Consider the following 24,100-nt stretch of genomic DNA (forward strand, 5'->3'; position numbering starts at 1 on the left):
CAAGGAGCCTGCCATGTCGTTCCGTCCGTCTCTCCGTCTTACCTCTCTCGCTGCCGGCCTGCTGCTGGCAGTGACCGCCACCGCGCAGCCGGTGTTCGACCAGCCGGCCAACGCCACCTTCAAGGGTGAGGTCGTCTCACGCGGTGAGAACGTGGTTCCCGGCAGCACCGCCGACGTGGTCGGCCGTGGTTTCGTGCCGGGCCAGAAGGTCAGCCTGCTGCGTGGCGACAGCGTGCTCAACGCACAGCCGGTGGTGGTCGATGCCGATGGCAACTTCAAGACCCAGCTGAGCATTCCGGCCGACGCGGTGCCGGGCACCCACCCGGTGGTGGTGCGCGCCAGCCAGCCGGCTGCGGCCACGGTGCTGAAGCTGCGCGTGTCGCCGCAGTTGCCGCTGTCCGGCCAGGCGCAGTTCGCCACCCGGTCCAGCAAGCTGGTGCCGGGCCTGTACCAGTCCGCCTACAGCGCCGCCAGCGATGCGGTGTTCGTGACCTCGGCGGTGGGCCGCCCGCCGGTGACCCAGTCGCAGCTGCTGAAGCTGGACCCGACGTCGCTGAAGGTGACCAGGGCGATCACCCCGGCGCAGGTACCGGGCAGCACCAATGGCGCGGTCTATGCGGTCTACGGCGTGGGCGTGGATGACACCAACGGCAACGTCTGGGTGACCAACACCCGCCAGAACTCGATCGCGGTCTACCGGCAGAAGGACCTGTCGCTGGTCCACCAGTTCCCGGCCGACACTGTGCCGCACGCGCGCGACGTGGTGGTCGATGGCACCCGCGGCAAGGTGTTCGCCTCGGCGACGGGCGAGGACCACCTGTCGGTGTTCGACGCCAGGACCTTCAAGGAGCTGCCGGCAGTGACGCTGGAATCCGGCGTGGACGACGGCACGTTCACCCCGATGAGCCTGGTGCTGGACGAGAAGGGCGGCAAGCTGTTCACCGTCAGCATCGGCACCCCGGAAGCGGCGGTGATCGATGTGGCCAGCGGCAAGGTCGAGAAGGTCATCGATCTGGGTAATTCGATCAGTGCCTCGGGCGTGGCCTTCGATGCGGCACGCAACCGCCTGTACGTCGCCTCGCAGGGCACCGACAACCTGCTGATCGTCGACGTGGCTGCCGGCAAGGTGCTGCATGACGTGCCGGTCGGCGCCGGTGCGCTGAACGTCGCCTTCGATGATGCCTCCGGCCTGGCCTATGTCAGCAACCGTGGCGCTGGCACGGTCACCGTGGTGAATGGTGACGGCAAGGTGGTCGCCAATCTTGATGGCGGCACGCTGCCGAACCACGTCCGCGCCGATGGCAAGGGCAACGTGTTCGCGGTGAACAAGTCGCGCGGCGCTGAGGACCCGAAGGGTGACCGCATCACCCGCATCACCCCGAAGCAGTAAGTCACACGGTGGGGCGGCGTGCGCGCCGCCCTGCCAGCAAGGAGAACGAGCATGAACACCGCGTCCCGTCTGCGCCTGTGTGCGCTTCCGTTGGCTGTTTCGCTGGTACTGGCCGCCTGTGGCGGCGCGTCGACACCGCCTGATGGCCAGAAGGCCGCCGAGCCGCCCGCCGCACCGGCCGCTGCCGAAACCGCGTTGCCGGCAGGCTGGCAGCGCGTGGCCGGTGCCGAGCTGCCGGCCGTGCATGACCAGAAGGCGATGCTGCCGGCCAAGGTGCATTCCGATGACGGCGCCGATATCGAGGTGACCGATACCAGCCGGATCATTGCCGGTGGCGACGACGTCATCGCGGTGATCGAAGCACTGGGGCTGGGCACGCAGGTATTCGCCGCGCCGACCAACACCACCACCCAGGCCGGCCTGGCCGCGCCGCACCAGTTCCTGTTCAACCGCACCACCGGCGTGGAGGGCGTGCTGAGCCTGCAGGGCTCGCTGTTCCTCGGCAACAGCCTGCGCCGCCACACCGAGCTGGCCAAAAAGCTGCGCGAAGTCGGTGAGCCGGCGGTGGTCATCGATGATCTGCAGCCGGCCCCGGACAAGGTGCGCAAGGTCGCCGCCGCACTAGGGCTGGCCGAAGCGGGGCAAACATTGGCCACGCAGGTGCAGCGCCAGCTCGACGAGGCTGCAGCGATTGGCAAGGGCCTGGGCCATGCGCCACGACTGATCCACGTATCGGCCACCGGCGCTGGCGGCTCGCCCACTGTTGCCGGTGCCGACAGCGCGTCAGCGCAGCTGATCGCGCTGGCCGGCGGCATCAACATCGGCACCGAGGCCGGGGTGAAGAACTACTCGCAGCTGAGCAACGAGGGGGTGGTCGCCGCGGCACCGGAGGTGATCCTGGTGACCGAGCATGACCTGCGGCTGTTCGGCGGTGCCGAAGGCCTGTGGAAGGCGTACCCGACGCTGAAGCAGACGCCGGCCGGGCAGGCCAATCGGGTCTGGGTGATGCCGGATGTGCAGCTGAAGTACACCAGCGTGGGTTCTGGTGCGGGCGCGCTGGCGCTGGCCAAGGCCCTGGCAGCCTTGCCGAAGGCATGAGTCCGGCGGATCGGCGCCGCCGTCGCGGGCGGACGATGTTGATGGTGGCGTTGCTGGCGCTGCTGGGGGCAGTGCTGGCGTCGTTCGCCGTGGGTCCGTTGCGGTTGCCGCCGCTGGAGGTGATGCAGGCGCTTGCGGTGAAGCTGGGCCTGCTTGACCCAGGGGCAGTCAGCAGCCGTGATCTGGCCGTGGTCTGGCAGCTGCGCATTCCGCGCGCCCTGTTGGGCGCGATGGTCGGTGCGTCGCTGGCGATGGCCGGTGCCAGCCTGCAGGGCCTGTTTGGCAATCCGCTGGCCGACCCCGGCATCGTCGGTGTCAGCCAGGGTGCTGCGCTGGGTGCGGTGGCTGCCATTGTTCTCGGCGCTGCCGGTGCGGCCGGCTGGCTGGTGCCGGTGGCAGCCTTCGTCGGCGGCGCGCTGGCGATCGGCCTGACCTATGCGCTGGCCCGGCCCGGCAAAGGCAGTGGGAATGCCACGCTGCTTCTGGTCGGCATCGCGATGGCCGCGTTCTGCTCGGCGCTGATTGGTTTCCTTACTTACATCGCCAGCGAAAGCGAGCTGCAGTCGCTGGTGTTCTGGCAGATGGGCTCGCTGGCGCGCGCCAACTGGGCCGACGTGGCCGCGGTGGTGCCGCTGTTTGCGCTCGGCGTGTTTGCGCTGCAGCGACTGGCCACGCCGCTGGACATGCTGGCGCTGGGTGAGCGCCAGGCGCAGCACCTGGGGCTGGACGTGACCCGTACGCGGCGTCGCCTGGTCGCGTTCAGTGCGCTGCTGGTGGGCGCAGCGGTGGCGTTCGCGGGCTCGATCAGCTTCGTCGGCCTGGTGGTGCCGCACGTGGCGCGACTGCTGGTCGGCCCGGGTCATCGCTGGCTGCTGCCGTTGTCCGGGCTGCTCGGTGCGCTGCTGATCGTGGTGGCCGACACCGCCGCACGCACGCTCGATCCACCTGCGGAGATTCCGCTGGGCCTGTTCTCGGCCGCGCTGGGTGCTCCGTTCTTCCTCTGGCTGGTGCTGCAGCAGCGCCGCAAGGCGGCGCCATGAGCGTGCTGCTGAAACTGCACCAGGTGGTGGTGCGCCGCCAGCAGCGCGAGATCCTGCATGGCATCTCGCTGGCGTTCGAACCGGGCACGGTGACCGCGCTGGTTGGCCCGAACGGCGCGGGCAAGTCTACGTTGCTGGCGGTGGCGGCCGGTGACCTGCGCGCCGATGCGGGCGAGGTGAGCCTGTTGGACAAACCGCTGGCCAGCTACAAGGCCGGGCCGCTGGCACGCGAGCGCGCGGTGATGCCGCAGGAACATGGCGTGCGCTTCGCCTTCAGCGTGGAAGAAGTGGTGGCGATGGGACGATTGCCGCATCCGCCGGATCCGCGTGTGGACGATGCACGGGTGGAAGCTGCCATCGATGCCGCCGAACTGCAGGCGCTACGCCTGCGCGAAGTGCAGCAGCTGTCCGGTGGCGAGTCCGCCCGGACCACGTTCGCGCGCGTGCTGGCGCAGGACACGCCGCTGCTGTTGCTTGATGAACCGACCGCGGCGCTGGATCTGCGCCACCAGGAGCGTACGTTGCGCAGTGTGCGTGCCTGTGCCGAAGCCGGCGCGTGCGTGATCGTGGTGCTGCACGATCTGAACCTGGCCGCCGGCTATGCCGACCGCATCGTGTTGCTGGAACAGGGCAGGGTGGCCGCCGATGGCACGCCGCTGCAGGTGCTCACCGAAGACAACCTGCAGCGGGTCTATCAGCAGGATGTGGTGGTGCTGGAGCATCCGCGGCGCGGGGTGCCGTTGGTGGTGGTGACGTAGTCCGGATCTGCTGCCGTCGCCGCGTATCATGTCTGACCGGTATTCCCTCAATGGACTGATGCAATGATCTGTAGCATTTCGCGCGGCACGCTGCTGGCCGTGTTGGTTGGCTTCGCAGGCGCTGCGACTGCGGCTTCCACCTCTCCGGTTTCGCTGACCGATGCGGCGGAGAATGCCTCGCTGATCGAGATACGGCATTCCGCTGGCGCGGGTTCTCCTGTTGCGTCCATCCGGACGCAGTACTTCGCCAGCGAGGAAATGTCCGTGAGTTGGGATGACCAGCAGGTGCTGGTGCTTTGCAAGGAGGCGGCATACCTGCAGATTCCCCCTGCCAAGCTCAAGGCCGGTGCGTTGAGCACCGAGCAGCGGCAGATGATCGTCTACCAGGCGCTGATGTCCGGCCTGGGTGCTGTCGCGGGCGTGGTCGGGCCGGCGGGCGAGGTGGTGGCTGTGGCGGATGACGGAAGCGAGACCCGCAGCATTGGTGAAAGCCATTGGGCGTACGGTATCGAGCGCTACGACGTCACCACCCAGCGCATGCCGGGCGGCGCGCTGCGTGTGCATTCCCGCAAGACCGAGACCGTGAACACGACGCCCCCGGCGAGCCCGGACGACACGTTCAGCACCGAGGATGACCAGGCGGCACGCCTGTCCGAACTGGCGCCGGTGGGGAGCTGGACCGAGGTGCTGATCCATGGTGGCCCGCGGCTGCCGCACATTGACCCGGCGACGTCGCTGAAGGGGTGGATTCCGATGGGGGATGACCAGGCGGCGACCGTGGCCGAGGCGCGCACGCTGCACGGCTGCAAGTAAAGGCTGAGAGGTCAGAACCCTTTGCCCAGGGGCAAAGGGATCTGACCCCGATCATTGTCGGCCTCATCGTTCCATTTATGTTTGCAATATTCACTTGCGCGCCAGATTGGCAGGTCTAGAATGCGCCCCATGAATCGGATGCCGCTCCTGAAGTTTTTCACCCTGACCCGCGCCAACGCGGAACGGGCGTGTCTGCCTGGAGCCCCACGAGGCCGTTGAAGCGGCCATCGCTGGACCTTCGACAGAGCGCCCCCCGGGGCGCTCTTTTTGTTTTTGTTAGTCGACTAACAGTCGACTCTACCCAGTCGACGCTACCCAGCCGACGCTACCCAGTACTGCAAAGGAGAACGTGCCATGCACCACATCGCCGAGACCGAACGCTAGCCGCGCACCCTGTCGCCAACCGGGGGGCGCGGCCCCTGAAGTTGGCTTTGCAGGAATCTCTATATGAACACCCAAGTCCTTTCCCGTCGTCGCAACCTTGGCATCATTGCCCACATCGACGCCGGCAAGACCACGCTGACCGAACGCCTGCTGTGGAAAAGCGGCGAGATCCACCGCGTCGGTGAAGTGCACGACGGCAACGCGACCACCGATTTCTCGGCGATCGAACGCGAACGCGGCATCACCATCGGCGCTGCCGCCGTGCAGGCGCAGTGGGCGCCGCGCGACCTGCCGCCGCATCGGCTGACCCTGATCGACACCCCTGGCCACATCGACTTCGCCATCGAGGTCGAGCGTTCACTGCGCGTGCTCGACGGCGCCGTGGCCGTGTTCTCGGCCGTGGATGGCGTGCAGCCGCAGTCCGAAACCGTGTGGCGCCAGGCGCGTCGCCACCGCGTGCCGCTGATCGCTTTCGTCAACAAGATGGACCGCGTCGGCGCTTCGTTCGAGCGCGTACTGGAGCAGCTGCGGGACAAGCTGCGGGCGCGGCCGTGGGCGCTGGGCGTGCCGTTGGGCAGCGAAAGTGGCTTCAACGGCTGGGTCGATCTGGTCGATGAGCGCGTGCTGCAGTGGCAGGATGGTGCCGCAACCACGGTGACCCCGTGGGACCAAGCGGCGCGGGCCCAGTGGCAAGCCCAGCGCGATGCGCTGGTCGAGGCCGTGGCCGATCACGATGAGCAACTGGCCGATGCCTGGCTGGAAGGTCGCGTGATCGATGCCGGGCAGCTGCGCGCGGCGATCCGCCGGGCGACGCTGGCGGGTGCGGGCGTGCCCGTGCTGGCCGGTGCTGCGTTCAAGGACAAGGGTATCGAGACGCTGCTGGACGCCGTGGTCGATTACCTGCCGTCGCCGCTGGATCGCCCTGCCGTCAGCGCCGAAAGCGATGAGGGCGAGGTCGTGCTGCCGCCGGACCCGGACGGTCCGCTGGCCGGCCTGCTGTTCAAGATCACCCACCAGCAGCACGGCGCGTTGAGCTTCGTGCGGCTTTACTCGGGCACCTTGAAGGTGGGCGATGCGGTGGCCAGTTCGCAGCATCCGCAGGGGCGGCGTGTCAGTCGCCTGGTGCGGGTGCAGGCCGACCAGACCCACGACATCGAACAGGCCGTGGCCGGTGACATCGTTGCAGTGCTGGGCTGGAAGGATGCGGTCAGTGGTGAAACGCTGAGCGGTCGTGCGCAGCCGCTGCGCCTGGAGAACATCCAGGCACAGGCACCGGTGCTGGCGTGGCGGTTGGAGCCGGCGCGTGCGGCCGACCTGATCCGGATGGCACAGGGTTTGGCCAGCCTGGCCCAGGAAGATCCCTCGTTCCGCGTCGAAACCGATCGCGACACGGCGGAGACCCTGGTCTGGGGCATGGGCGAACTGCACCTGGAGGTGATGGTCGAGCGCCTGCGCAGCGAATGGAAGGTCGACGTAGGCGTAGGTGCGCCGCGCGTGGCCTACCAGGAGACGCCGACGCGTGCGATGACCGGCGTCGTCGGGCGGCTGGTCAAGCAGACCGGCGGCCAGGGCCAGTTCGCGCACGTGGTACTGGATGTATCGCCGCGCGAGGACGACCAGGTCGTATTCAACGACCGCATCGTCGGTGGCGTGGTGCCGCGCAGCTTCATCGCGGCGGTGGAGAAAGGTGTGCGTGCTGCGCTGTCGGAAGGCCCCCAGGGCCATCCGGTGGTCGGCATCGAGGTCAGTCTTGTCGATGGCCAGACCCATGCCAAGGACTCCTCGGAGATGGCGTTCCATCGCGCAGGCGCCGAGGCGATCAAGGCGGCGCTGGCCGAAGGCGGCACGCAGCTGCTGGAGCCGGTGATGGCGGTGACGGTGCATTCGCCGTCAGCGTCGGTGGGTGATGTGGTCGGCGACCTCAACCGCCGCCATGGTCGCATTGCCCGCATCGACGATCAGGATGGTCGCGCCGAGGTCAGTGGCTTCGCACCGCTGGCGCAGCTGGTGGGCTATACCACCTCGCTGCGTTCGCTCAGCCAGGGGCGGGCCAGCAGCGAGGCGCACCTGCATGGCTACGAGCCGGTGCGCGCTGCATGAAGAAGGTGAGGGGAGCCCGTTCGCGGGCTCCCTTTTTTGTGGGTTCGGGTTTCCGCATCCATGCATGGCGTGGATCTACCGGGTGATCGGGTCGCGAGCTCTGCACTAGATCCACGCCATGCGTGGATGGGGCCCTCGCGATGCGTTTTTTTGCATTGCGATGCAACAAAACTGCAGAAAAAGCTGGATTAAAGTGATGCCTCACGATAAATTGCGCACCCCCCGTTGCTCGCCGCCGCCCGCACCCCTCTCATGCGTGATGACAAAGACCCCGGAACCCTGGAGCTGACCCTGCCGCGCAAGCGCGGTCGTCCGCCCAAGTTCGGGTATGCGATGAGCGATGCGCAGCGGGCCGCACGCTATCGTGCGCGCCGGGCAGGGCAGGCCAACCACGCCGATGTGCGCTCCTGCAGCGACATGGTGCTGCTGGACAAGATCCGTGCAGCGGTGAGCGCGCGCGACACCGAACTGGCCGGATTCCTGGTCCACGTGCTCTGGCAGCGCTACCCCCTGCAGCTGAAATAGTTCGCTGGCGGGGTGGCCGTTGTCATCGAGCTTGTTGATAATGCGGGATTCAGGTTGTTCCCGCTGGCGTGCCCGGGATGGCAGGCGCGCATGATCGAACGGTTCCCAAGATGACCACCACCAGCGACACCACCACCGAAGCGGCGCCGAGCGGCGCTCCCCTGTTCTATACCCGTCCGGTGCCGCTGCAGGCCGATGTGCACGCCGATCTGCGCATCCTGCCGGGCAAGCTCGAGTTCGCCGCCGGCAACAACGCCATTCCGCTGGTGCTGGGCGAGTTCTCGCTGGCGCTGCATCATTTCCCGATCCTGTTCGCCGGCCCCGGTGCGGTTCCGATGGCTGCCGTCGGCGTGTCCGACCAGAACCTGTTCATCAAGGACGGCCTGTGGGAAGACGAGGCCTATATTCCGGCCTACCTGCGCCGCCACCCCTTCATCTTCATCGACACCGGCGCGGAGAATGACTTCCTGCTGGGCATCGACGAAGAAAGCCCGCGCGTGGTCAAGGGCGGCGAGGAAGGCCAGCCGCTGTTCGTTGACGGCAAGGCCACCGAAATGGTGCAGCAGGCGCTGGAGTTCTGCGGCCAGTACACCCGCGAGCACGAACAGACCCTGGCCTTCTCCAAGGCCCTGACCGACAACGGCCTGCTGGTCGAGCGCAACGCCACCGTGCGTACCCCGGATGGCCGCGAGTTCAACCTCAATGGCTTCCTGGTGGTGGACGTCGAGAAGTTCGTTGCGCTGCCGGAAGCCACCGTGGTCGAGTGGCACCGCAGCGGCTGGCTGGCACTGATCCACCAGCACCTGATGTCGCTGGGTCGCTTCAATGACCTGACCCGTCGCCAGGTCGAGCGCCTGTCCGCCTGATCAAGGCATTGGCAGGGTTCCCGCTGGGCGGGAGCCCTGTCCGGCCTTCAGCACGTCCAGCAGGCGCCGCGCATCGGCCCAGTCCGGCGCGGCGTCATGCGCCAGGTCGACCAGCTCCGCCGCGATGGCCGCATGCTCGCATTGGCCCAGCATCTGCAGCGTGCCCTGCAATCGGTGCGCGTGATGGCCCAGTGCCGATGCATCCGCTCGATCAATAACCCGCTCCATGTTGCCGAGCTCATCGTGGATGTCGGCGATGTAGGCCGCGTCCATGTCAATCGTCTGCGCGGCTGCGCCCAGGCCCTCTGGTCGCGCAATGCCGAGCGCAGGCAGCAGCTGGGCGGCGCGCAGCGGCTTGGCCAGCACCGCGTCGAAGCCCGAGCGGTGGCAGCGTGCGCGATGACGCCGTCCGGTGCGGGCAGACAATGCGATCAGGCGAACGGTGCGCCCGGCAGACCCGCGTAGCTTGCGCGCCAGCACGTGACCATCGGCGCCAGGCAACCCAATGTCGATCAGAGCAACGGAGCGGGGCTGTCGTGCCTGTTCGGCCAGGGCACTGGCCGCATCTTTCACGGCGCACACCTCTGCGCCCCAGCGCCGCAGCTGTTCGGCGATCACGTGGCGATTGAGCTCGTGGTCCTCGACCAGCAGCAGGTGCAGTCCGGCCAGTGGCGTATCGCCACGGGCATGTCCTGGGCATCCACGCCGGTGCCAGCCGGGCACACCGGCAGGCGCAGGATGAAGCGACTGCCACGGCCCAGCACGCTGTGCACAGTGAGGTCGCCGCCCATTGCGCGGGCCAGCTCGCGCGCGATGGAAAGCCCCAGCCCACTTCCGCCACGCCGCTGTCCGCTGCTGCCTTGCTGGAAAGGCTGGAACAGGGTGGCTACCTGCGCCGGCGCGATGCCGATGCCGCTGTCGATCACCTCCAGCAGCAGCGCCCGCGGACGCGCCGCCGGCATCAGTTGCAGGCGCAGCTCGATGCGGCCGGAATCGCTGAACTTCACTGCGTTCGCCAATAGATTGCTGGCAATCTGGCGTAGCGCATCGGCGTCCACCAGGATGTTCGACGGGGATGCGCCCTGGGCATCGAGATGCAGCTGCAGGCCTTTCCGCTGGGCATGTGGCCGGATCGCCTCCAGAGCCTGCCGGCACAGCTGGGTTGCATCGCAGGGTTGCGCATGCGGCTTGAAAGCGCCGCTCGCAAGGCGCGAAAAATCCAGTGCGCGATTCAACAGGCTGCGCAGGGATTGGCTGGCGCTGCTGGCAGCGGCGAGCAGGTCACGCTCGCCCTTGGGCAATGTCGATTGCCCCAGCAGCTCGATCGAGGTCAGCACGGCCTGCGCCGAGTTGCGCATCTCGTGGCTGATCACGCCGATGGCATGCGCGCTGCTTCGGTCACCGCGCGCCCGCAGGTGGCGCATTGCGAGCCACAGCAGCGGCAGGGCAATCAGCAGTGGGGCCAGCAGCAGCCACCCGCGCGGGGGCGACGCCTGCATCCAGTCCAGTGCATTCCCGGCCGCGGCAGGCAGGGTCTGGCCTGCCCATGGGTGGAGCAGGCCTGCGTGCTCTTCCAGTGTGATCTCCCGCAATGCCTGTTCGATGCGCCCAAGCAGCTGCTGGTCTTCCCGGCGAACCAGCAGGTAAAGGTCGGTGGAGAAACCGCTATCGAACGGCTGCAGGCGCAGGCTGCCATTGAAATGGCGTCGAACCAGGGGGCGCAGCGTGGGCTCCAGGCCAATCGCCACGTCCGCCAGGCCGGCTTCGACTGCCGCCAGTGCTGCATGCCGGTCTGGCAGCTGCCGCAGCCGGACCTGCGGGTGATGCGCGTGCAGCCAGCTGGCGTAGGGCCCGCCTTCAACGACGGCGATGACCCGGCCGTCGAGTTCGCGCATCTCCCGTGGCAGCCACTCGCCGGCGCGTCCGGCCAACAGGGTGGCGCCGCCACGGAACGGGGTGGACGCGGCAAGGCCGGGGCAGGGCAGCGCCTGGTGCCTTGCGCCGCCAAACACCATGACCAGGTCAGCCTCGTGATGGCATACAGCGAGGATCGATGCGGCGGTTGTCGGGTAGGGGTGTTCCAGGAAACGGAATTGGGCGTGCCGCGCCACCAGGTTGGCATAGCCATGGGCGAGCGTTGGCGGTGATGACGGATCGGCCAGGGCCGCGGGCAGGGGGCGCAGGGAGGGAGTCGTGGCGACCCGTACAGTGCTGCCCGGCAGCCAGCGTGGCGAGCGGATATCTTCGGCCGAGGCAGCCGGCAGGAGAAGGAGCGCCAGCAGCCCCGTGGACAGGAAGCGGCGGCGCAACGGCGGCTGGCGCCTCACGGTGTCTCCAGTCGTTCGCGCAGTGCGTAGATTTCCACGTCGCTGCGCAATCCCAGCTTGCGCAGCACAGCCACCTTCTGCGTGCTGACAGTCTTGATGCTGCGGTGCCGCCGCAATGCGATCTCGGAGACCGTCAAGCCTTCCAACAGCAGGCCGAGTACTTCGCGCTCGTTGCGGCTGAGCTCGCCGCGATCGCCGGCCAGCCTGACGTCCGGTGGAACCCGGGTCAGGCCCTGGGAAACACGTACGATGGCGTCGGACAATGCAGCAAGCGGTTCGGCCTTGCTGACGAATCCGTTGAGTCCGGCATCGATCAGGCTGTTGAGGTTGGTGGTGGGGCAGAGCGTGGCGAAGGCCAGCAATGGCGTGCGCGGGAATTCCCGGCGCAGCAGCGCAACCAGCTCGAGGCTACCCAGGTCGTCACGGGCAAGCGTGAGATCGATGATGGCCACATCCACTGGTGTGCGTTGCAGGCTGCAGAGCAGTTCGTTGCTGCAACCGTGGCTGGCGACGATGTCGAAGCGGAGATCGCCTGACAGGTGCAGGGCGGTGCCGCGACGGACGACTTCGTGATCGTCCAGGAGCGCCAGGCGAAGCCGACGCGGTGCAGGAAATCCATTCATGCGCGGGAGGTGGTCGGCGCCCATGGGCGTGGCCGCCATTCTGGCGCCGCTGTCGCGTCGAACATCGAATTCGTTGCGTTTTTACGACTATTCCTAAAGATCGATGGACGCAGTTGATCGGCCGGGGCTTACGCATTCGTGACGTAAATGGATGGGGTGCTGCAGGCGTCCCGTCGTGGCTGCCGGAACCATTAATGTGACGCGTCACGCCGGCGTGACCCTGCGCCCCTGACCTGACTGGTTGACGCCGTCAGGGCAGGGCAGGGCTATCGAGTCTGCACGCGGGGGATCGACATGCGACCCAGGAACTGCGCCGGGGTGATGCGGGGCAACTGTTTGGCATGGGCGTCTGAGAAGTGGCGCAGGCCGCCCCAGAGTGCGGTGTCTCCGATCAGGAAGCAGCGGTGCTGGGCACGGGTGACGGCGACGTTGAGCAGATTGGGCTTGCTGGAGGCCCAGTGCGCCGCGCCCACCGTATCCGTGTCGCAGCCCAGGACCATCCAGACAATGCTTTCCTCCTTGCCCTGGAAGGTGTGCACGGTGCCGACGCGCTCCCTGCACCACGTGTGCAGTTCGGTGGTGCGTGGCGCCTGCGTGCCGGGTGGGGCATCCGGGCCAAGCCAGGCGTCCTGGCTCCGCAGTCGCTCGAGCAGGGCATTCTTGATGCGCTTGAAGGGCGAAATGATGTAGACCGGGGGAAGGCTTCCGGTGCTGTGATAGAGCGCGGCCAACGCCCGCTGCACCAGGTCGATCTGGCACGGCACGACCTGCTTGTCGCTGGTGCGGCCGGGGGCGTGTACCCAGGCGCTGCTGCCGATGTCCAGGCTGTCGGCGGGTGGCCGCGCCGCACTGGGTTCCCAGGGGTTGGAGAAGATCATCTTCCCCTCGTAGGCAATCGTGTTGGCAATGGAGAACATCGGTTCGACGCAGCGACGATGCACGCGCAGCGGGCTGCCGATCCAGAGCGGCGAGCCGCCCGACTCCATGCGGGCACCGAGCGGGTTGGCCTCGTCGGCCAGTACCTGTACGGAGGTCTTGTCGGGCGAGACATTCACGCCTGCAGGCAGTGCGCTGGTTCGGCCCAGCGCCTGCAGCAGCTTGACCGGCACGGTGAACACCGGCTCGATCTGCAGCGGATCACCCACCACGACCGCGCGCCTGGAGCGCAGCAGTGCACCGACCGCCGCCTGCGGCACGGCCTGGCCAGCTTCATCGATGAACAGCCAGCCGATCGAGTCCGGCCCCAGGTGGCGGAACTGGCGTGCGACCGAGGCGAACGTGCTGGAGACAACCGGCACGATCATGAACAGGCTCTGCCAGATGGCCAGCGCATCGCGTGGCTCCTGCAGCCGCTTGCCACTCAGCAGGTGGCACAGTGCAATGACGTTCTGGGCGAAGCCGCCGCCCTTCTGCACGACTTCGTGCAGCCAGGCCTGGTGAAGCTGCAGTGCCGCCACGAAGAGGTTGGCGCGCTGCTCGTTGAGCTGCTCGCTGTTCCAGACTCCCTTGATCTGCCAGTCCTGACCTTCCAGTTCGGCCGCGTCGGCGGGATGGGACGCGGTGCCGAATTCGGCTTTCAGTTGTTCGAGCTGTTGCGTCATTCCAGCCCATTGCTGCGCCCGTGCCTCCGCGGCGGCCGATGCCTCGGCCAGGGTGCTCGCGGTTCGGCCCAGGTGCTGTTGCGCCGTATCGCATTGCGTCCCGAGTTCGAGCCCGCGCTGGGTCCATCGGTGCTGATGATCTGCGTTCTGCACCATTGCGGCCGCATGGCTGTGCGCGCGCTGCCGGTCAAAGATGCGGGCCCACCAGCCAGGCTTCTCTTCCCTGAGCAGGATGCGTTGCGCCTTGAGCAGGGCGAGCTGTTCATCGGATCTGCTGCGCTGGCCCTCGAGTGCACGGCACTGCTGTGCAGCTTCCTCATGCGCGCGCTGTGCATCGCGAAGCTGAGAAGTCGTTTGCCGGCAGAAGCTCTCCTCATCGTTGCCGCTGATTTCACGGCTGAGCGAGGCGAGCCGATCAAGCTTTTCGACCAGGCCATTGACGATCGCATCGGCCTTGCCGAACGCCTGCCTGGCCTGCTGGAAGCTCATGGCTGCTGGGTTGTCCCGCCACTCCCAGAGCGACTGGTGGCGGGCGCGGTCGTAGCCCTTCGGTGCGGGGGTTTTGCCATCTTTTGGGGCGCTCCTGCTGATGGCCCGCACAAGTGCCTCGCGGTTGGCCTTCCTGCCCAGCGCGCAGCTGATCAACCCCCAGGCATCGCTGTCTGCCGCCGGTCGTTCATAGGCGCCCCTGCCGTTCCATTCGAGCAGGTTGCGGGCCAGTGGCCGCAGGTAGTCGAAGGTCACGTCCCCTGTGCTGTTGCGCCAGCGCGATCCTCCGGGCTTGCCCAGTGACCGGCTCTTCGGCAGGTCACGCGAAATATTCTCCACGGCGGCATTGTTCGACGATGCGACCACCATCTCGAAGCCGGTCAGGTCGGCCTTCAGTGGCGAGACCCTGCACGGCTTCTCACCTTCGAAGTTCACTTCGCGGGCTGGGCCGAGCGCAGCGGCTGGCGTCGCGTACTGTGACAATGCACGTGCGCGCCGCACGATGTTCTCAGCGAAGACCTCACGCAACAGCGTGGTCTTCCCGGTTCCGGGTGGGCCATTGACCGAGAAGATGCCTGAATCGCGCACCTGCTCGAAGATGCTGTTCACAGCGAACTGCTGCATCAGGCTCATCGTGTGTGCAGGATCGCCGGGCCAGTGGCCCCGATTGATGTGGCGCGGGCGCAGCCGGTCGGCAATCAGCGCATGGCCTTCTGGGGTGTAAAGGTCTTCGCGTCGGCTTTCAGGCAATGGGCTCAGATAGGCGCGTAGCGGCGCACTGGCCTTGCCCTGGTCGAGTGCGCCGATGGCCCGCGCGATATCCTCGACGAAGAAACTGTTGAGGATGCTGATCTCCGCGTCCTCTTCGGGCTGGGCCTCGTCGTCCTCGGCGTCGTCCGCTTCCGCCGTTGGCTCGTTGTCCGGCCCTGGGGGTGTGGCTTTTGCTGCCCGTTCCGGCTTCGGCTTGTCTTCAACGCTTTTCGCCCGGATGACCAGCAGCGGAGCGGACGCGTCGCCCGCGGAAGGGTCATGACCCGACCAGTTGCACAGGATGTCGAGCAGGCGCAACAGGTCGTCGGGGCTGCAGGGCGTTGGGCCCTCACCCTGTCCGGCGGGGGTGGCAGCGGCGCTGCGGAACGTTGCTACGTCGCGCTTGAGTGCTTCAAGGCTTGCCTGGAAGGCGTCGAAGTCCAGGCCCTGCAAGCCACGCCTGGAGATCGTGCCCAGTGCCCACGGAACGGTCGATACCGAGATTTCACCCAGCTGCAGCACGCCCTCGGCGCTTGCCCGCAGGCTGGCCGCGCAGGTCAGGCCTTCCAGTTCGGCCCGTTCGTCCTGTTCCAGCGACTCGTCTCCGCTTGGCGTCTCAGCCAGTACCCGGTGGGTGATATCGGCCAGCTGGGCTTTGTCGAATATGCCGAGGTAGACATCGAATCCGCTCAGCCTGCGACCGAATGGCAGGGGTGGGGACCACAGATCCTTCGGGTCCAATCGCTCGAGCTGATCCCTGGACAGCTGCCGTACGCTCCAGTCCGCGTCCTTCGACTCAAGGACCTGGCCCTGCAGATCGTAGGGTATGAAGAACTCAACCCTGTGCCAGAAGCTGAGGATCGCGCGATGACTGGCCTGCAACGCGTTGCGTCGTTCTTCCTTCAACTGCCTGTTCCTTCCATTGTGAAATCGGCTGCGGCCGGGATGCACCCATCGCCGGCCATTGTGGCCGGCGCGCACAGCCCTGCATTGGCCATTAGCGGCCGCCGCGGGCGAGTCTTGAGCGTTCGCGACCCCGGCGCCAGCTGCTGCAGGCAGGCCAAGGGCGGCGCCGCTGTCTGTACGCACGGTTCCGGCAGCGGCTGCGCGCGTGCCGGATGAACGATGCGGCAGCGGTGATGAATGCGACATCCGGCGCAAGCAGATGTCGACACGCCCTGCCGTCAGCAGGTGCTGCGTGGGGATGACCGATGGCTCAGCGCACCGACTGCGGCACGCGCCTCAGCTTTGCGGTGTCGTAACCCATGGCCGCGATGCGCTGCACGGCCTGCTGGTAGTCGCTCTCGGACACCTGTGGCGTGCGTGCCATGTACCACACGTAGTCGCGCTTGCTGCGCGCGACGATGGTCTGGCCGTAGTCATCGCGCAGCCAGGCAATCACATACTCGGCCTGGATCGGCCAGATGAACTGCATACCCCAGATGGCGCCGTTGCCGTCCTTCTCGACCCGTCCCACAGGGTGCATCGACTTCTGGGGGGCGTCGAAGCTGCCCTTGCGATAGGTGAAGGTGGTCTGGATGCGCCCGTCGGGCTTCAATGCGTAGCTCTCCACCGCGTCGAAAGCTTTGCGCTCCGGCCATGAGGGGATGTGGGCGATCACATACCAGTCGCCCATGAAGCGTGGCACGTCCACTGAGGGCGGGCGGGGCAGGGGACGGGTATCGGTGGAACTGCAGCCGGAACCAAACAGGCTCAATGCCAGCAGGGGAAGCAGCGAGCGCATGCGCATGTCACACCTCAACGGGGGCGGAACAGATAGTGGGCGACCAGCCACTGCTGGCCGTCGTCGTAGCCGAACAGCTCGGCGCATGCCATCCAGAACATGCGCCAGCGCTGCCACCAGATCTTCGCGGCGGCCTGGCCGTAGGTCGCGACCAGCACCGGCATCACCGCCTCGCGTGCTGCATCCTGGTTGGCCAGCCAGTGGTCGGCCGTGCGCTGGTAGTGGGTGCCGTCCAGCAACCAGCGCTGGTCAAGCCGCAGGTCGCGCTGGAAATGCAGCAGCGTGTCGGCCGCCGGCATCAGGCCACCAGTGAAGAAATGGCGGCCCATCCAGTTGTCGCCGCCCTCGGTCTCGAACGGGTACATCAGCGTGCGGTGGGCGAAGATGTGCACGAACAGCGCGCCGTCGGGCTTCAGCCACTGGCTGATGCGCGCCAGCAGGCGCTCGTAGTTGCGCACATGCTCGAACATTTCCACCGAGACGCAGCGGTCGAAGCGTGCAGTTGGCAGCTCGAGCTGGTTGACGTCGCGGGTGATCACCTCGACGTTGTGCAGCCCCCGGACCTGGCACTGCGCCATGATGTGCTGGCGCTGGCTGTGCGAATTGGACACGGCGGTGATCGCGGCGGTGGGATAGCGCTCGGCCATCCACAGGGTCAGCGAACCCCAGCCGCAGCCCAGTTCGAGGATCTGCTGGCCATCGGCCAGTCCGGCGCGCTGGCCGTACAGCTCCAGCATGGCGTCCTCCGCCTGGTCCAGCGTTTCGCGCCCGGTGGGGTAGTAGCAGCTGCTGTACTTCAGGCGCCTGCCCAGGCAGGCCTGGAAGAAGGCCGCCGGAACCTCATAGTGCTGGCGGTTGGCCGCGTCGGTATGCAGCGCGAGCGGGCTGTCGGCCAGCTCGGCGATGCGACGGCCGAAGCGTGCGGACTGTGCTTCGATACCGCCCAGCATTTCCTCGTGCAGGCGTTGCGCGCACAGGCGACGGATGCCGGCGCGCAGCGCGGCATCGGGAACCAGGCCGCGTTCGGCCCAGGCGATCAGCCCGGTTTCCGCGTCGTCGGCCGGGGTCAGTGACGGAATCGCGCTCATGCGGAATGCTCCTTGGAAGGACGAGGGAACCAGGGGAAGAACATCGGCGTGCTGCGCTGGTAGGCGCGGTAATCGTCGCCGCGGCTGCGCAGCGCCTGCTTTTCGGTGAACGGAATGCCGCTCAGGTAGCGCAGGAACACATACATCAGCAGCGGGCCGGACCACGCCAGCCACCACAGCGGCGAGCCGACCGCGAGCAGGACATAGCTGAACCAGTGCAGCCACTCGAAGAAGTAGTTGGGGTGGCGGGAGTAACGCCAGAGCCCGGCGCGGCAGGTGCGACCCTGGTTTGCCGGATTCGCGCGGAACCGGGCCAGCTGATGGTCGGCCAGGCTCTCGCCGCCGACGCTCAGCAGCCAGACGAGTGCGGCGGCCACGACCCACAACGTCATGCTGGTCTGTGGATTGGCAGCCACCGCGACGAAGGGCAGGGCGAACAGCACGACCAGCAGTGCCTGGGCCATGAAAAAGCCGAAGATCTTGGCTTGATGCCCTTGCCAGTACTCGCGCAGATAACGGTAGCGACCGTCTTCCTGTTCATGGCGGACCCGATGCCACAGGTGCAGTGCCAGTCGGCTGCCCCACAGGCCACCGAGCACGCCCAGTGCAATGCGTGGCGCCGCCGCACCATCGCCGAGCCACGCCAGCAACAGGGCCGAAGCACCCACGCCCTTGGCCCAGAGCACATCGACCACGCCGATGTTGCGGTGGCGCCGCTGCCAGGCCCAGCCCCAGCTCATCACCAGCACGGCATACAGCAGTACCCACACCAGATTGATCATGACGGCGCTCCGGCCAAGGGCGGTGGAATGGTGCGGGAGCCGCGACGAGAGGCCATGCACAGCAGCGAAAGCGCGATGCTCCAGCCCACCCCCAGTACCAGCAGGCCCTGCCACAGCGGCGTAGTGAATCGAACCGCATCGAAACCGCGCGCTGCGGAGAGATAGGCCAGCGGGGCCAGCAGCAGGCCGAACGCGGCTGGCAGGGCAGGGTGGCGAAGCAGGAAGCGCATCGAAGTGGTCAGCGTCATCGCAAACGCGGCCCACAACGCCATGATCCAAAGGGGTGGCGTCCAGCCCAGCGGGGCCGCGGCGTAGCGTACGGTGCCGCTGGCGGCGGCACTGGCGTCGACCAGCCACGCGCAGGCCATCGCCAACAGCATCAGCCGAAGATCCAGCCGAGGTTGCGGCGAGGTCAGCAGCTGGCTGCCGATGTAGAGCGACGCTGCCAGCAGCGCCGGCCATTGCCAGCCGCGCCCGGCGCCGGCCACGGCGCACAGCCAGACCAGCTGGTTGCCAAGCAGATTGGCCCAGAACCGGCGCACCTCAGCCGCCTTGACCCGATGCGCCAGCGGGACGATGCCCGGGGCGCGCCAGCAGCAGATGCGAAACGCCGATCGAACGCTCCAGGAAGCCGCCCTCGCAATAGGCCAGGTAGAACTCCCACATCCGGCAGAAGCGCGTATCAAAGCCCTGTGCCTGCACAGCGGGCAGCTGGGCAAGGAAGCGTTGGCGCCAGGCGCGCAGGGTCAGTGCGTAGGAGTGACCGAAATCCTGCTGGGCGACCAGCTGCAGATCACTGGATCGGGTCTTGGCCGCCATGATCGCGTTGATCGACGGAATGAAGCTGCCCGGAAACACATAGCGCTTGATGTAGTCGACGCTGCGCCGTGCCTGCTCGTAGCGGTGATCTTCGATGGTGATGGCCTGCAGCAGGGCGACACCATCGGGCTTGAGCAGGCGCTGCAGCGTTGCCATGTAGGTGTCCAGGTATTCGGCGCCGATGGCTTCGATCATCTCGATCGATACCAGCTTGTCGAACTGGCCCTGCAGGTCGCGGTAGTCCTGCATCAACAGCGTGACCTTGTCCTGCAGCCCGGCGACGCGGACGCGCTCTCTGGCCAGTGCATGCTGCTCGGCGGAGATCGTGGTTGTGGTGACGTGGCAGCCGTAGTGCTGCGCCGCGTGCAGCGCAAAACCACCCCAGCCGGTACCGATCTCCACCACGCGGTCGCCCGGCTTGAGCTGCAGCTGTTGGCAGATGCGGTCCAGCTTGCGCCGCGAGGCGGATTCCAGCGACTCGCCCTCTTCGGCGAACAGGGCCGAGGAATACATCAGGTCCGGTGACAGGAACAGGGCGAAGAAGTCGTTGCCGAGGTCGTAGTGCGCGGCGATGTTGCGGCGGCTGCCTTCGCGGCTGTTGCGGCGCAGGCGGTTCCAGCCGCGCAGCAGCCAGCCTCCCACGCGCGCCGGGCCGTGTTCCATGCTGTCGAGCAGATCGCGGTTGCGCACGAGCAGCCGTATCAGGGCGACCAGGTCGTCACAGCGCCATTCGCCATGGATGTAGCTTTCGCCGGCGCCGACGCTGCCCTGGGCCGCCACCTTGCGATAGAACGCCGGGTCCTCGATGGTGACGGTGACATGCAGCTCACCGCGGGCATCGCCCAACCAGACTTCGCCCAGCGCGTCGCGCACGCACAGGCGGCCGTCGCGCATCGGGGCGAGCTGGGCCAGCAGGCGGCGGCGCAGGAAGGCATCCAATGCGCCGGGGCGCGGCAGCGCGACCGAAGGAATCATCGAATTCATCGCGGTTTCTCGGCAAGGGTAGGGTGGTCGTGTACGGGATTGCGTTTCAGCCACAGCCGCAACGCATGCCAGTGGATGGCGGCCACCACCTGGGTGGTCATCAGTGGATAGCAGGCCAGGACGCGGGCCAGCCCGCGGCCATCCAGGGGGTGTCGTTGCATGACCTGGGTGGCATCAAACTGGCGCGCGCCGTCGCGCCAGACCTGCATGTGCACGCGCAGGTCCTCATCAGGGCAGTTGAACCGCCAGTCGTAATGACAATCCATCGGCATGAAGGGCGAGACATGGAAGCACTTGTCGAACCGCCAGCGCAGCGAGGTCCCTTCCTGCGTGGCCGTTGCGACCGGCAGCACGTAGGCGTGACGCTCCTTCCAGGGTGTGTTGGTGATCTCGGCGACGATGCAGTCCAGCGTGCTGCCATCGGCCCGGTAGCAGTAGTAGAAGCTGACCGGGTTGAACACGTGACCGGCGAAGCGCAGATGGGTGAGCAGGCGGACCGGGCCGGTGGGCCGGTAGCCCAGGGTTGATGCAGCGTGGTCGCGCACTGCATCGGCCAAGGGCCGCGCGGGATCGCCGAAGTAATCGCTGCGACGGAACTCGGCCAGATTGCGGCGATTGATCGACCACAGCCAGCGCCCGGCGAACACGCTGTCGAGTTCATCCAGGTCGAGCAGCAGCTGTGCGATCGGATAGCGGAACGCATGCGGGTGTGGCAGGTGCCTGCGGTGCGCCACCTGCCCGAAGTAGAGCGCACTGGCGCTCATGCGGCCACCTCGCCGGGAGCCGCCATGACGTGGTGCGGTTCACAGGTGCGCAGTGCATCGACCACGCGGCGGGCGCTGCGGATGCCGTCCTCATGGAAGCCCCAGCCCCAATAGGCGCCTGCGAACCAGGTGTGGCGGCGGCCCTGCAGCTCGGCCCAGCGCTGTTGCGCGCGCACTGCGGCATGGTCGTGCACCGGGTGCGCATAATGCAGGGTGCGCAGCACCTTGCCCGGGTCGATTGCCTCGCTGCGGTTGAGCGTTACCACCAGGGGCGTGCTGCCGGGCAGGCCCTGCAGCTGGTTCATGCAGTAGCTGACCGTGCAGGGCGCGGCAGGGTCGCGGGGCACATGGGCATTCCATGCCGCCCACGCCTTGCGGTTGCGCGGCAGCAATGACGCGTCGGTGTGCAGCACCGCTTCGTTGGCCTGGTAGCGGATGGCGCCGAGCACGTCGCGTTCGATGGGGTCGGCGTCACGCAGCAGCGCCAGGGCCTGGTCGCTGTGGCAGGCCAGGATGACCTCATCGAAGCCTTCCACGCCGGCCGCGCTGTGCACGCGAGCGCCCCACGGCATGCGCTCGACCGACTGTACCGGGCACTCCAGCCGCTCATGCACCCGCCAGCGGGCGCGCAGGGCGTCGACATAGCGGGCCGATCCACCGCTCACCACCCGCCACGGTGCACGCCCGGTCATCTGCAGCATCTGGTGGTTGGCCATGAACTGGGCCAGATAACGCGCCGGGAAGTCCATCACCGTGGCCGTCGGGGACGACCACAGCGCGGAGGCCATCGGCAGCAGGTGCTCGTCGATGAAGGCATCGCCGTAGCGCTGGCTGCGCAGGTACTGCCCCAACGTTGGGCCCTCGTCTTCTGCCAGCAACAGGGGGGCATCGCGGTAGAACCGGCGCAGGTCGGCCAGCATGCCCCAGAACCGCGGCGACACCAGGTTGCGGCGCTGGCAGAACAGGCCATCCAGCGAGGTGGCGTTGTACTCCACGCCGCTGCGCTCGCTGTGCATCGAGAAGCTCATCGTGGTCGGCTGCGAGGCGACGCCCAGCTCGTCGAACAGTGCGGTCAGCAGCGGGTAGTGCTGGGGATTGAACACGATGAAGCCGGTGTCCACCGCCATGCGGACGCCATCCACCTGCACGTCGTGGGTGTGGGTATGGCCGCCCAGATAGTCGTTGGCCTCGAACAGCGTGACGTCGTGTTCGCCGTCCAGCCACCAGGCGCTGGCCAGTCCGGCAATGCCCGAACCGATGATCGCGATGCGCATGTCAGTACCTCGCCTTGGCCAGCACCCACTCGGGAATCGGCTTGAGCCCTTTGACCAGCCCAAGCGCCGCCATCGCGCGCAGTCCATACCAGGTCAGGTCCACTTCCCACCAGCGGAAGCCCTGGCGGACGGTGCCCGGGAAGAAGTGGTGGTTGTTGTGCCAGCCTTCGCCGAAGGTGAGCAGCGCCAGCCAGAGATTGTTGCGGCTGTCATCGCGGGTCTCGAAGCGGCGGCGACCGAAGCGATGGGCCAGCGAATTGATGGTGACCGTGGCGTGGAACAGCACGATGGTGGAGATGAAGAAGCCCCACACCAGCAACTGCGAGCCGGAGGTATGCAAGCCTGGCGCCCAGCGCTCCAACCCGGCGCCCAGTGCATACAGCGCTGCGGCCAGCAGTACCGGCACAGCCGTATCGAAGCGGTCCAGCCAGCGCAGCTCCGGGTAGCGCGCTAGGTCGGGCACCCGCGACAGGTCGGTGGCAAAGGCCTCGCGGGTCAGGAACCAGCCCATGTGGCTGCGCCAGAAGCCGCCCTCACGGGGGGAGTGCGGGTCCAGCGGCTGGTCGGCGTGACGGTGGTGGTGGCGATGGTGGGCGGCCCACCACAGCGGCCCGCGCTGTACGCTGGAGGCGCCTATCACCGCGAACACGAACTGCACCGGCCGCGATGCCTGGAAGGTGCGATGCGAGAAGTAGCGGTGGTAGAACGCCGTGATGGCGAACATGCGCACCGCATAGAGTGCTGCAGCCACGATCACCGCTGTCCACGAGATGCCCACCCAGATCACTGCGATGCAGGCCAGGTGCATCAGCGCGAAGGGCACGGCGCGCACCCAGTCGATCCGCCCCGGCCGCTCGCCGGTGGCCTCTGCGGCGTTGCCGGTATCGAACCAGCGCTGCAGCGTGCGCAGCAGGCGCCAGCGTCGACGGGGGAGGGGCGCTACAGAGGCCATGGCGGATCTCGGCGGGTTTCGTGTCTTCCTCTACGCGGCAGAAGGCCCACTGGATGCGGAGCGCGGCAGGAAATTTGGATTTCACCTGGCCGTAACGGTGCAGCGATCTGTCAGCGGCTGCGCCCAGGCCTGCTGCCATTCGCTGGCGGGGCGACCAGCCGCTGCGGCGATGAAGCGCAACGTCACCTGTGGATAGGCACCGCGTTGATCGCGCAGGTTGCTGGTGCCACGGAACTCCAGCAGGCGCTGGTCAGCGCTGGCATATACCAGCGCAAGGCGTGGCGCGATGCCGCCGTACCAGGTGTCCAGGCTGACCTCGATCGACTGCGCATCGATCCCCTGCCAGCGCTGCGGGCCGGTGCGCCTTACCTGCACCGGGAAGTAGCGCTGCCGCGCTGGAACCAGGAAGGGCAGGGTCACACGCTCGCCGCGCATGAGCGCCTGCCAATGCAGGCGCACCGCCGCGTCGAACCCTGCGTCGATGACCGCGCCGGTCGGCAGGTCGAGCTCGCGCTGCACCGGTGGGCTGCCGGCATCCTCCTTCCACGCGATCGAGACCCTGCCGCTGGCGGCCTCGACGTCGGCCTTCTGGCCGCTGCGCCGGTCCTCCAGGGTATAGCCGCGCGCCTGTGGGTCCGCGCTGGCCGGCAGGTGCTTGCGGGCGAAAGGCCGCCCGTCCGCGCATTGGTACAGCACCCAGCGCTCGGCACCCTCGGCCGCATCGCGTCGCCAGTGCACCTCGCGGTAGAGCAGGTCGCCGCGCGACGACGTTGCTACCCCCTCGCTTCGCAGCCAGGGCGCGGCCAGCGCGACATGGGGCAGGCACAGCAGCAGCCAGGCGGTACGCATCGCGTTCATCCGGGAAAGGAGGGCTGAGGTCATACGGCGGGGATGGGCGGTTGGATGCGTCTGCAGCGGCTGCATCCAAT

General features: G+C 67.3%; 21 protein-coding genes. 8 read left to right on the plus strand and 13 right to left on the minus strand.

The window, feature by feature from the left end:
- Positions 1 to 13: 13 nt before the first annotated feature.
- The 8 genes from AC5P7I_RS13740 to AC5P7I_RS13775 all read left to right on the plus strand — a co-directional run bounded on the left by AC5P7I_RS13740 (position 14) and on the right by AC5P7I_RS13775 (position 8,974).
- Entirely contained in the window at positions 14 to 1,390 is a 1,377-nt protein-coding gene (locus AC5P7I_RS13740) for a YncE family protein (protein ID WP_164109205.1), read from the plus strand.
- Positions 1,391 to 1,441: 51 nt separating this feature from the next.
- A complete protein-coding gene (locus AC5P7I_RS13745) occupies positions 1,442 to 2,488 on the plus strand; it encodes a heme/hemin ABC transporter substrate-binding protein (protein ID WP_262087571.1) in 1,047 nt (348 codons plus the stop codon).
- Entirely contained in the window at positions 2,485 to 3,528 is a 1,044-nt protein-coding gene (locus AC5P7I_RS13750) for a FecCD family ABC transporter permease (protein ID WP_046430486.1), read from the plus strand. The genes AC5P7I_RS13745 and AC5P7I_RS13750 overlap by 4 nt, the downstream gene beginning before the upstream one ends.
- Positions 3,525 to 4,286 carry a heme ABC transporter ATP-binding protein gene (locus AC5P7I_RS13755; protein ID WP_049403890.1) on the plus strand — a complete coding sequence of 254 codons (762 nt, stop codon included), beginning with the start codon at positions 3,525 to 3,527 and terminating at the stop codon, positions 4,284 to 4,286. The genes AC5P7I_RS13750 and AC5P7I_RS13755 overlap by 4 nt, the downstream gene beginning before the upstream one ends.
- 63 nt (positions 4,287 to 4,349) lie before the next feature.
- Entirely contained in the window at positions 4,350 to 5,099 is a 750-nt protein-coding gene (locus AC5P7I_RS13760) for a hypothetical protein (protein ID WP_262087572.1), read from the plus strand.
- Between the two features lie 447 nt (positions 5,100 to 5,546).
- The gene (gene fusA, locus AC5P7I_RS13765; protein WP_262087573.1) at positions 5,547 to 7,583 is read left to right on the plus strand and encodes an elongation factor G; all 2,037 of its coding nucleotides are present in this window, start codon (positions 5,547 to 5,549) and stop codon (positions 7,581 to 7,583) included.
- Between the two features lie 252 nt (positions 7,584 to 7,835).
- Complete coding sequence (locus AC5P7I_RS13770; protein ID WP_005409616.1) at positions 7,836 to 8,108, plus strand: hypothetical protein; 273 nt, start codon at positions 7,836 to 7,838, stop codon at positions 8,106 to 8,108.
- A 110-nt stretch (positions 8,109 to 8,218) separates the two neighbouring features.
- Positions 8,219 to 8,974 (plus strand): SapC family protein, encoded by a 756-nt coding sequence (locus AC5P7I_RS13775; RefSeq protein WP_262087576.1) that lies wholly within the window; start codon positions 8,219 to 8,221, stop codon positions 8,972 to 8,974.
- Here AC5P7I_RS13775 and AC5P7I_RS13780 read toward each other — a convergent pair whose 3' ends face one another.
- From AC5P7I_RS13780 to AC5P7I_RS13840, 13 genes are all read right to left on the minus strand, one after another.
- Positions 8,975 to 9,592, minus strand: coding sequence for an Hpt domain-containing response regulator (locus AC5P7I_RS13780; RefSeq protein WP_262087578.1), 618 nt, complete (start codon positions 9,590 to 9,592; stop codon positions 8,975 to 8,977). It abuts the gene before it with no gap.
- Positions 9,589 to 11,301, minus strand: coding sequence for an ATP-binding protein (locus AC5P7I_RS13785; protein ID WP_262087580.1), 1,713 nt, complete (start codon positions 11,299 to 11,301; stop codon positions 9,589 to 9,591). Before AC5P7I_RS13785 ends, AC5P7I_RS13780 begins: the two co-directional genes overlap by 4 nt.
- Positions 11,298 to 11,948: a response regulator transcription factor gene (locus AC5P7I_RS13790; protein WP_232503899.1), complete on the minus strand. Its 651-nt coding sequence runs from the start codon at positions 11,946 to 11,948 to the stop codon at positions 11,298 to 11,300. The genes AC5P7I_RS13785 and AC5P7I_RS13790 overlap by 4 nt, the downstream gene beginning before the upstream one ends.
- A gap of 242 nt (positions 11,949 to 12,190) precedes the next feature.
- The gene (locus tag AC5P7I_RS13795) at positions 12,191 to 15,670 is read right to left on the minus strand and encodes a DEAD/DEAH box helicase (RefSeq protein ID WP_262087583.1); all 3,480 of its coding nucleotides are present in this window, start codon (positions 15,668 to 15,670) and stop codon (positions 12,191 to 12,193) included.
- Positions 15,671 to 15,980: 310 nt separating this feature from the next.
- Complete coding sequence (locus tag AC5P7I_RS13800; RefSeq protein WP_111206860.1) at positions 15,981 to 16,514, minus strand: lipocalin family protein; 534 nt, start codon at positions 16,512 to 16,514, stop codon at positions 15,981 to 15,983.
- An 8-nt stretch (positions 16,515 to 16,522) separates the two neighbouring features.
- The gene (locus AC5P7I_RS13805) at positions 16,523 to 17,596 is read right to left on the minus strand and encodes an SAM-dependent methyltransferase (protein WP_262087585.1); all 1,074 of its coding nucleotides are present in this window, start codon (positions 17,594 to 17,596) and stop codon (positions 16,523 to 16,525) included.
- Positions 17,593 to 18,378 (minus strand): DUF1295 domain-containing protein, encoded by a 786-nt coding sequence (locus AC5P7I_RS13810; protein WP_046430504.1) that lies wholly within the window; start codon positions 18,376 to 18,378, stop codon positions 17,593 to 17,595. Before AC5P7I_RS13810 ends, AC5P7I_RS13805 begins: the two co-directional genes overlap by 4 nt.
- Positions 18,375 to 18,920, minus strand: coding sequence for a DUF2878 domain-containing protein (locus AC5P7I_RS13815; protein ID WP_262087586.1), 546 nt, complete (start codon positions 18,918 to 18,920; stop codon positions 18,375 to 18,377). The genes AC5P7I_RS13810 and AC5P7I_RS13815 overlap by 4 nt, the downstream gene beginning before the upstream one ends.
- A 1-nt stretch (position 18,921) precedes the next feature.
- Positions 18,922 to 20,181, minus strand: a complete 1,260-nt coding sequence (locus tag AC5P7I_RS13820; protein ID WP_049405283.1) for an SAM-dependent methyltransferase — start codon at positions 20,179 to 20,181, stop codon at positions 18,922 to 18,924.
- Positions 20,178 to 20,945, minus strand: a complete 768-nt coding sequence (locus AC5P7I_RS13825) for a DUF1365 domain-containing protein (RefSeq protein ID WP_014647127.1) — start codon at positions 20,943 to 20,945, stop codon at positions 20,178 to 20,180. The genes AC5P7I_RS13820 and AC5P7I_RS13825 overlap by 4 nt, the downstream gene beginning before the upstream one ends.
- A complete protein-coding gene (locus tag AC5P7I_RS13830) occupies positions 20,942 to 22,219 on the minus strand; it encodes an NAD(P)/FAD-dependent oxidoreductase (RefSeq protein WP_049439856.1) in 1,278 nt (425 codons plus the stop codon). The genes AC5P7I_RS13825 and AC5P7I_RS13830 overlap by 4 nt, the downstream gene beginning before the upstream one ends.
- Before the next feature lies 1 nt (position 22,220).
- Entirely contained in the window at positions 22,221 to 23,171 is a 951-nt protein-coding gene (locus AC5P7I_RS13835; protein ID WP_075075970.1) for an acyl-CoA desaturase, read from the minus strand.
- Between the two features lie 81 nt (positions 23,172 to 23,252).
- On the minus strand, positions 23,253 to 24,020 hold the full coding sequence (locus AC5P7I_RS13840) for a hypothetical protein (RefSeq protein ID WP_495222162.1): 768 nt from the start codon (positions 24,018 to 24,020) through the stop codon (positions 23,253 to 23,255).
- Between the last annotated feature and the right edge of the window lie 80 nt (positions 24,021 to 24,100).

It is taken from the genome of Stenotrophomonas sp. YJH_SMC_138 (genome assembly GCF_059369855.1).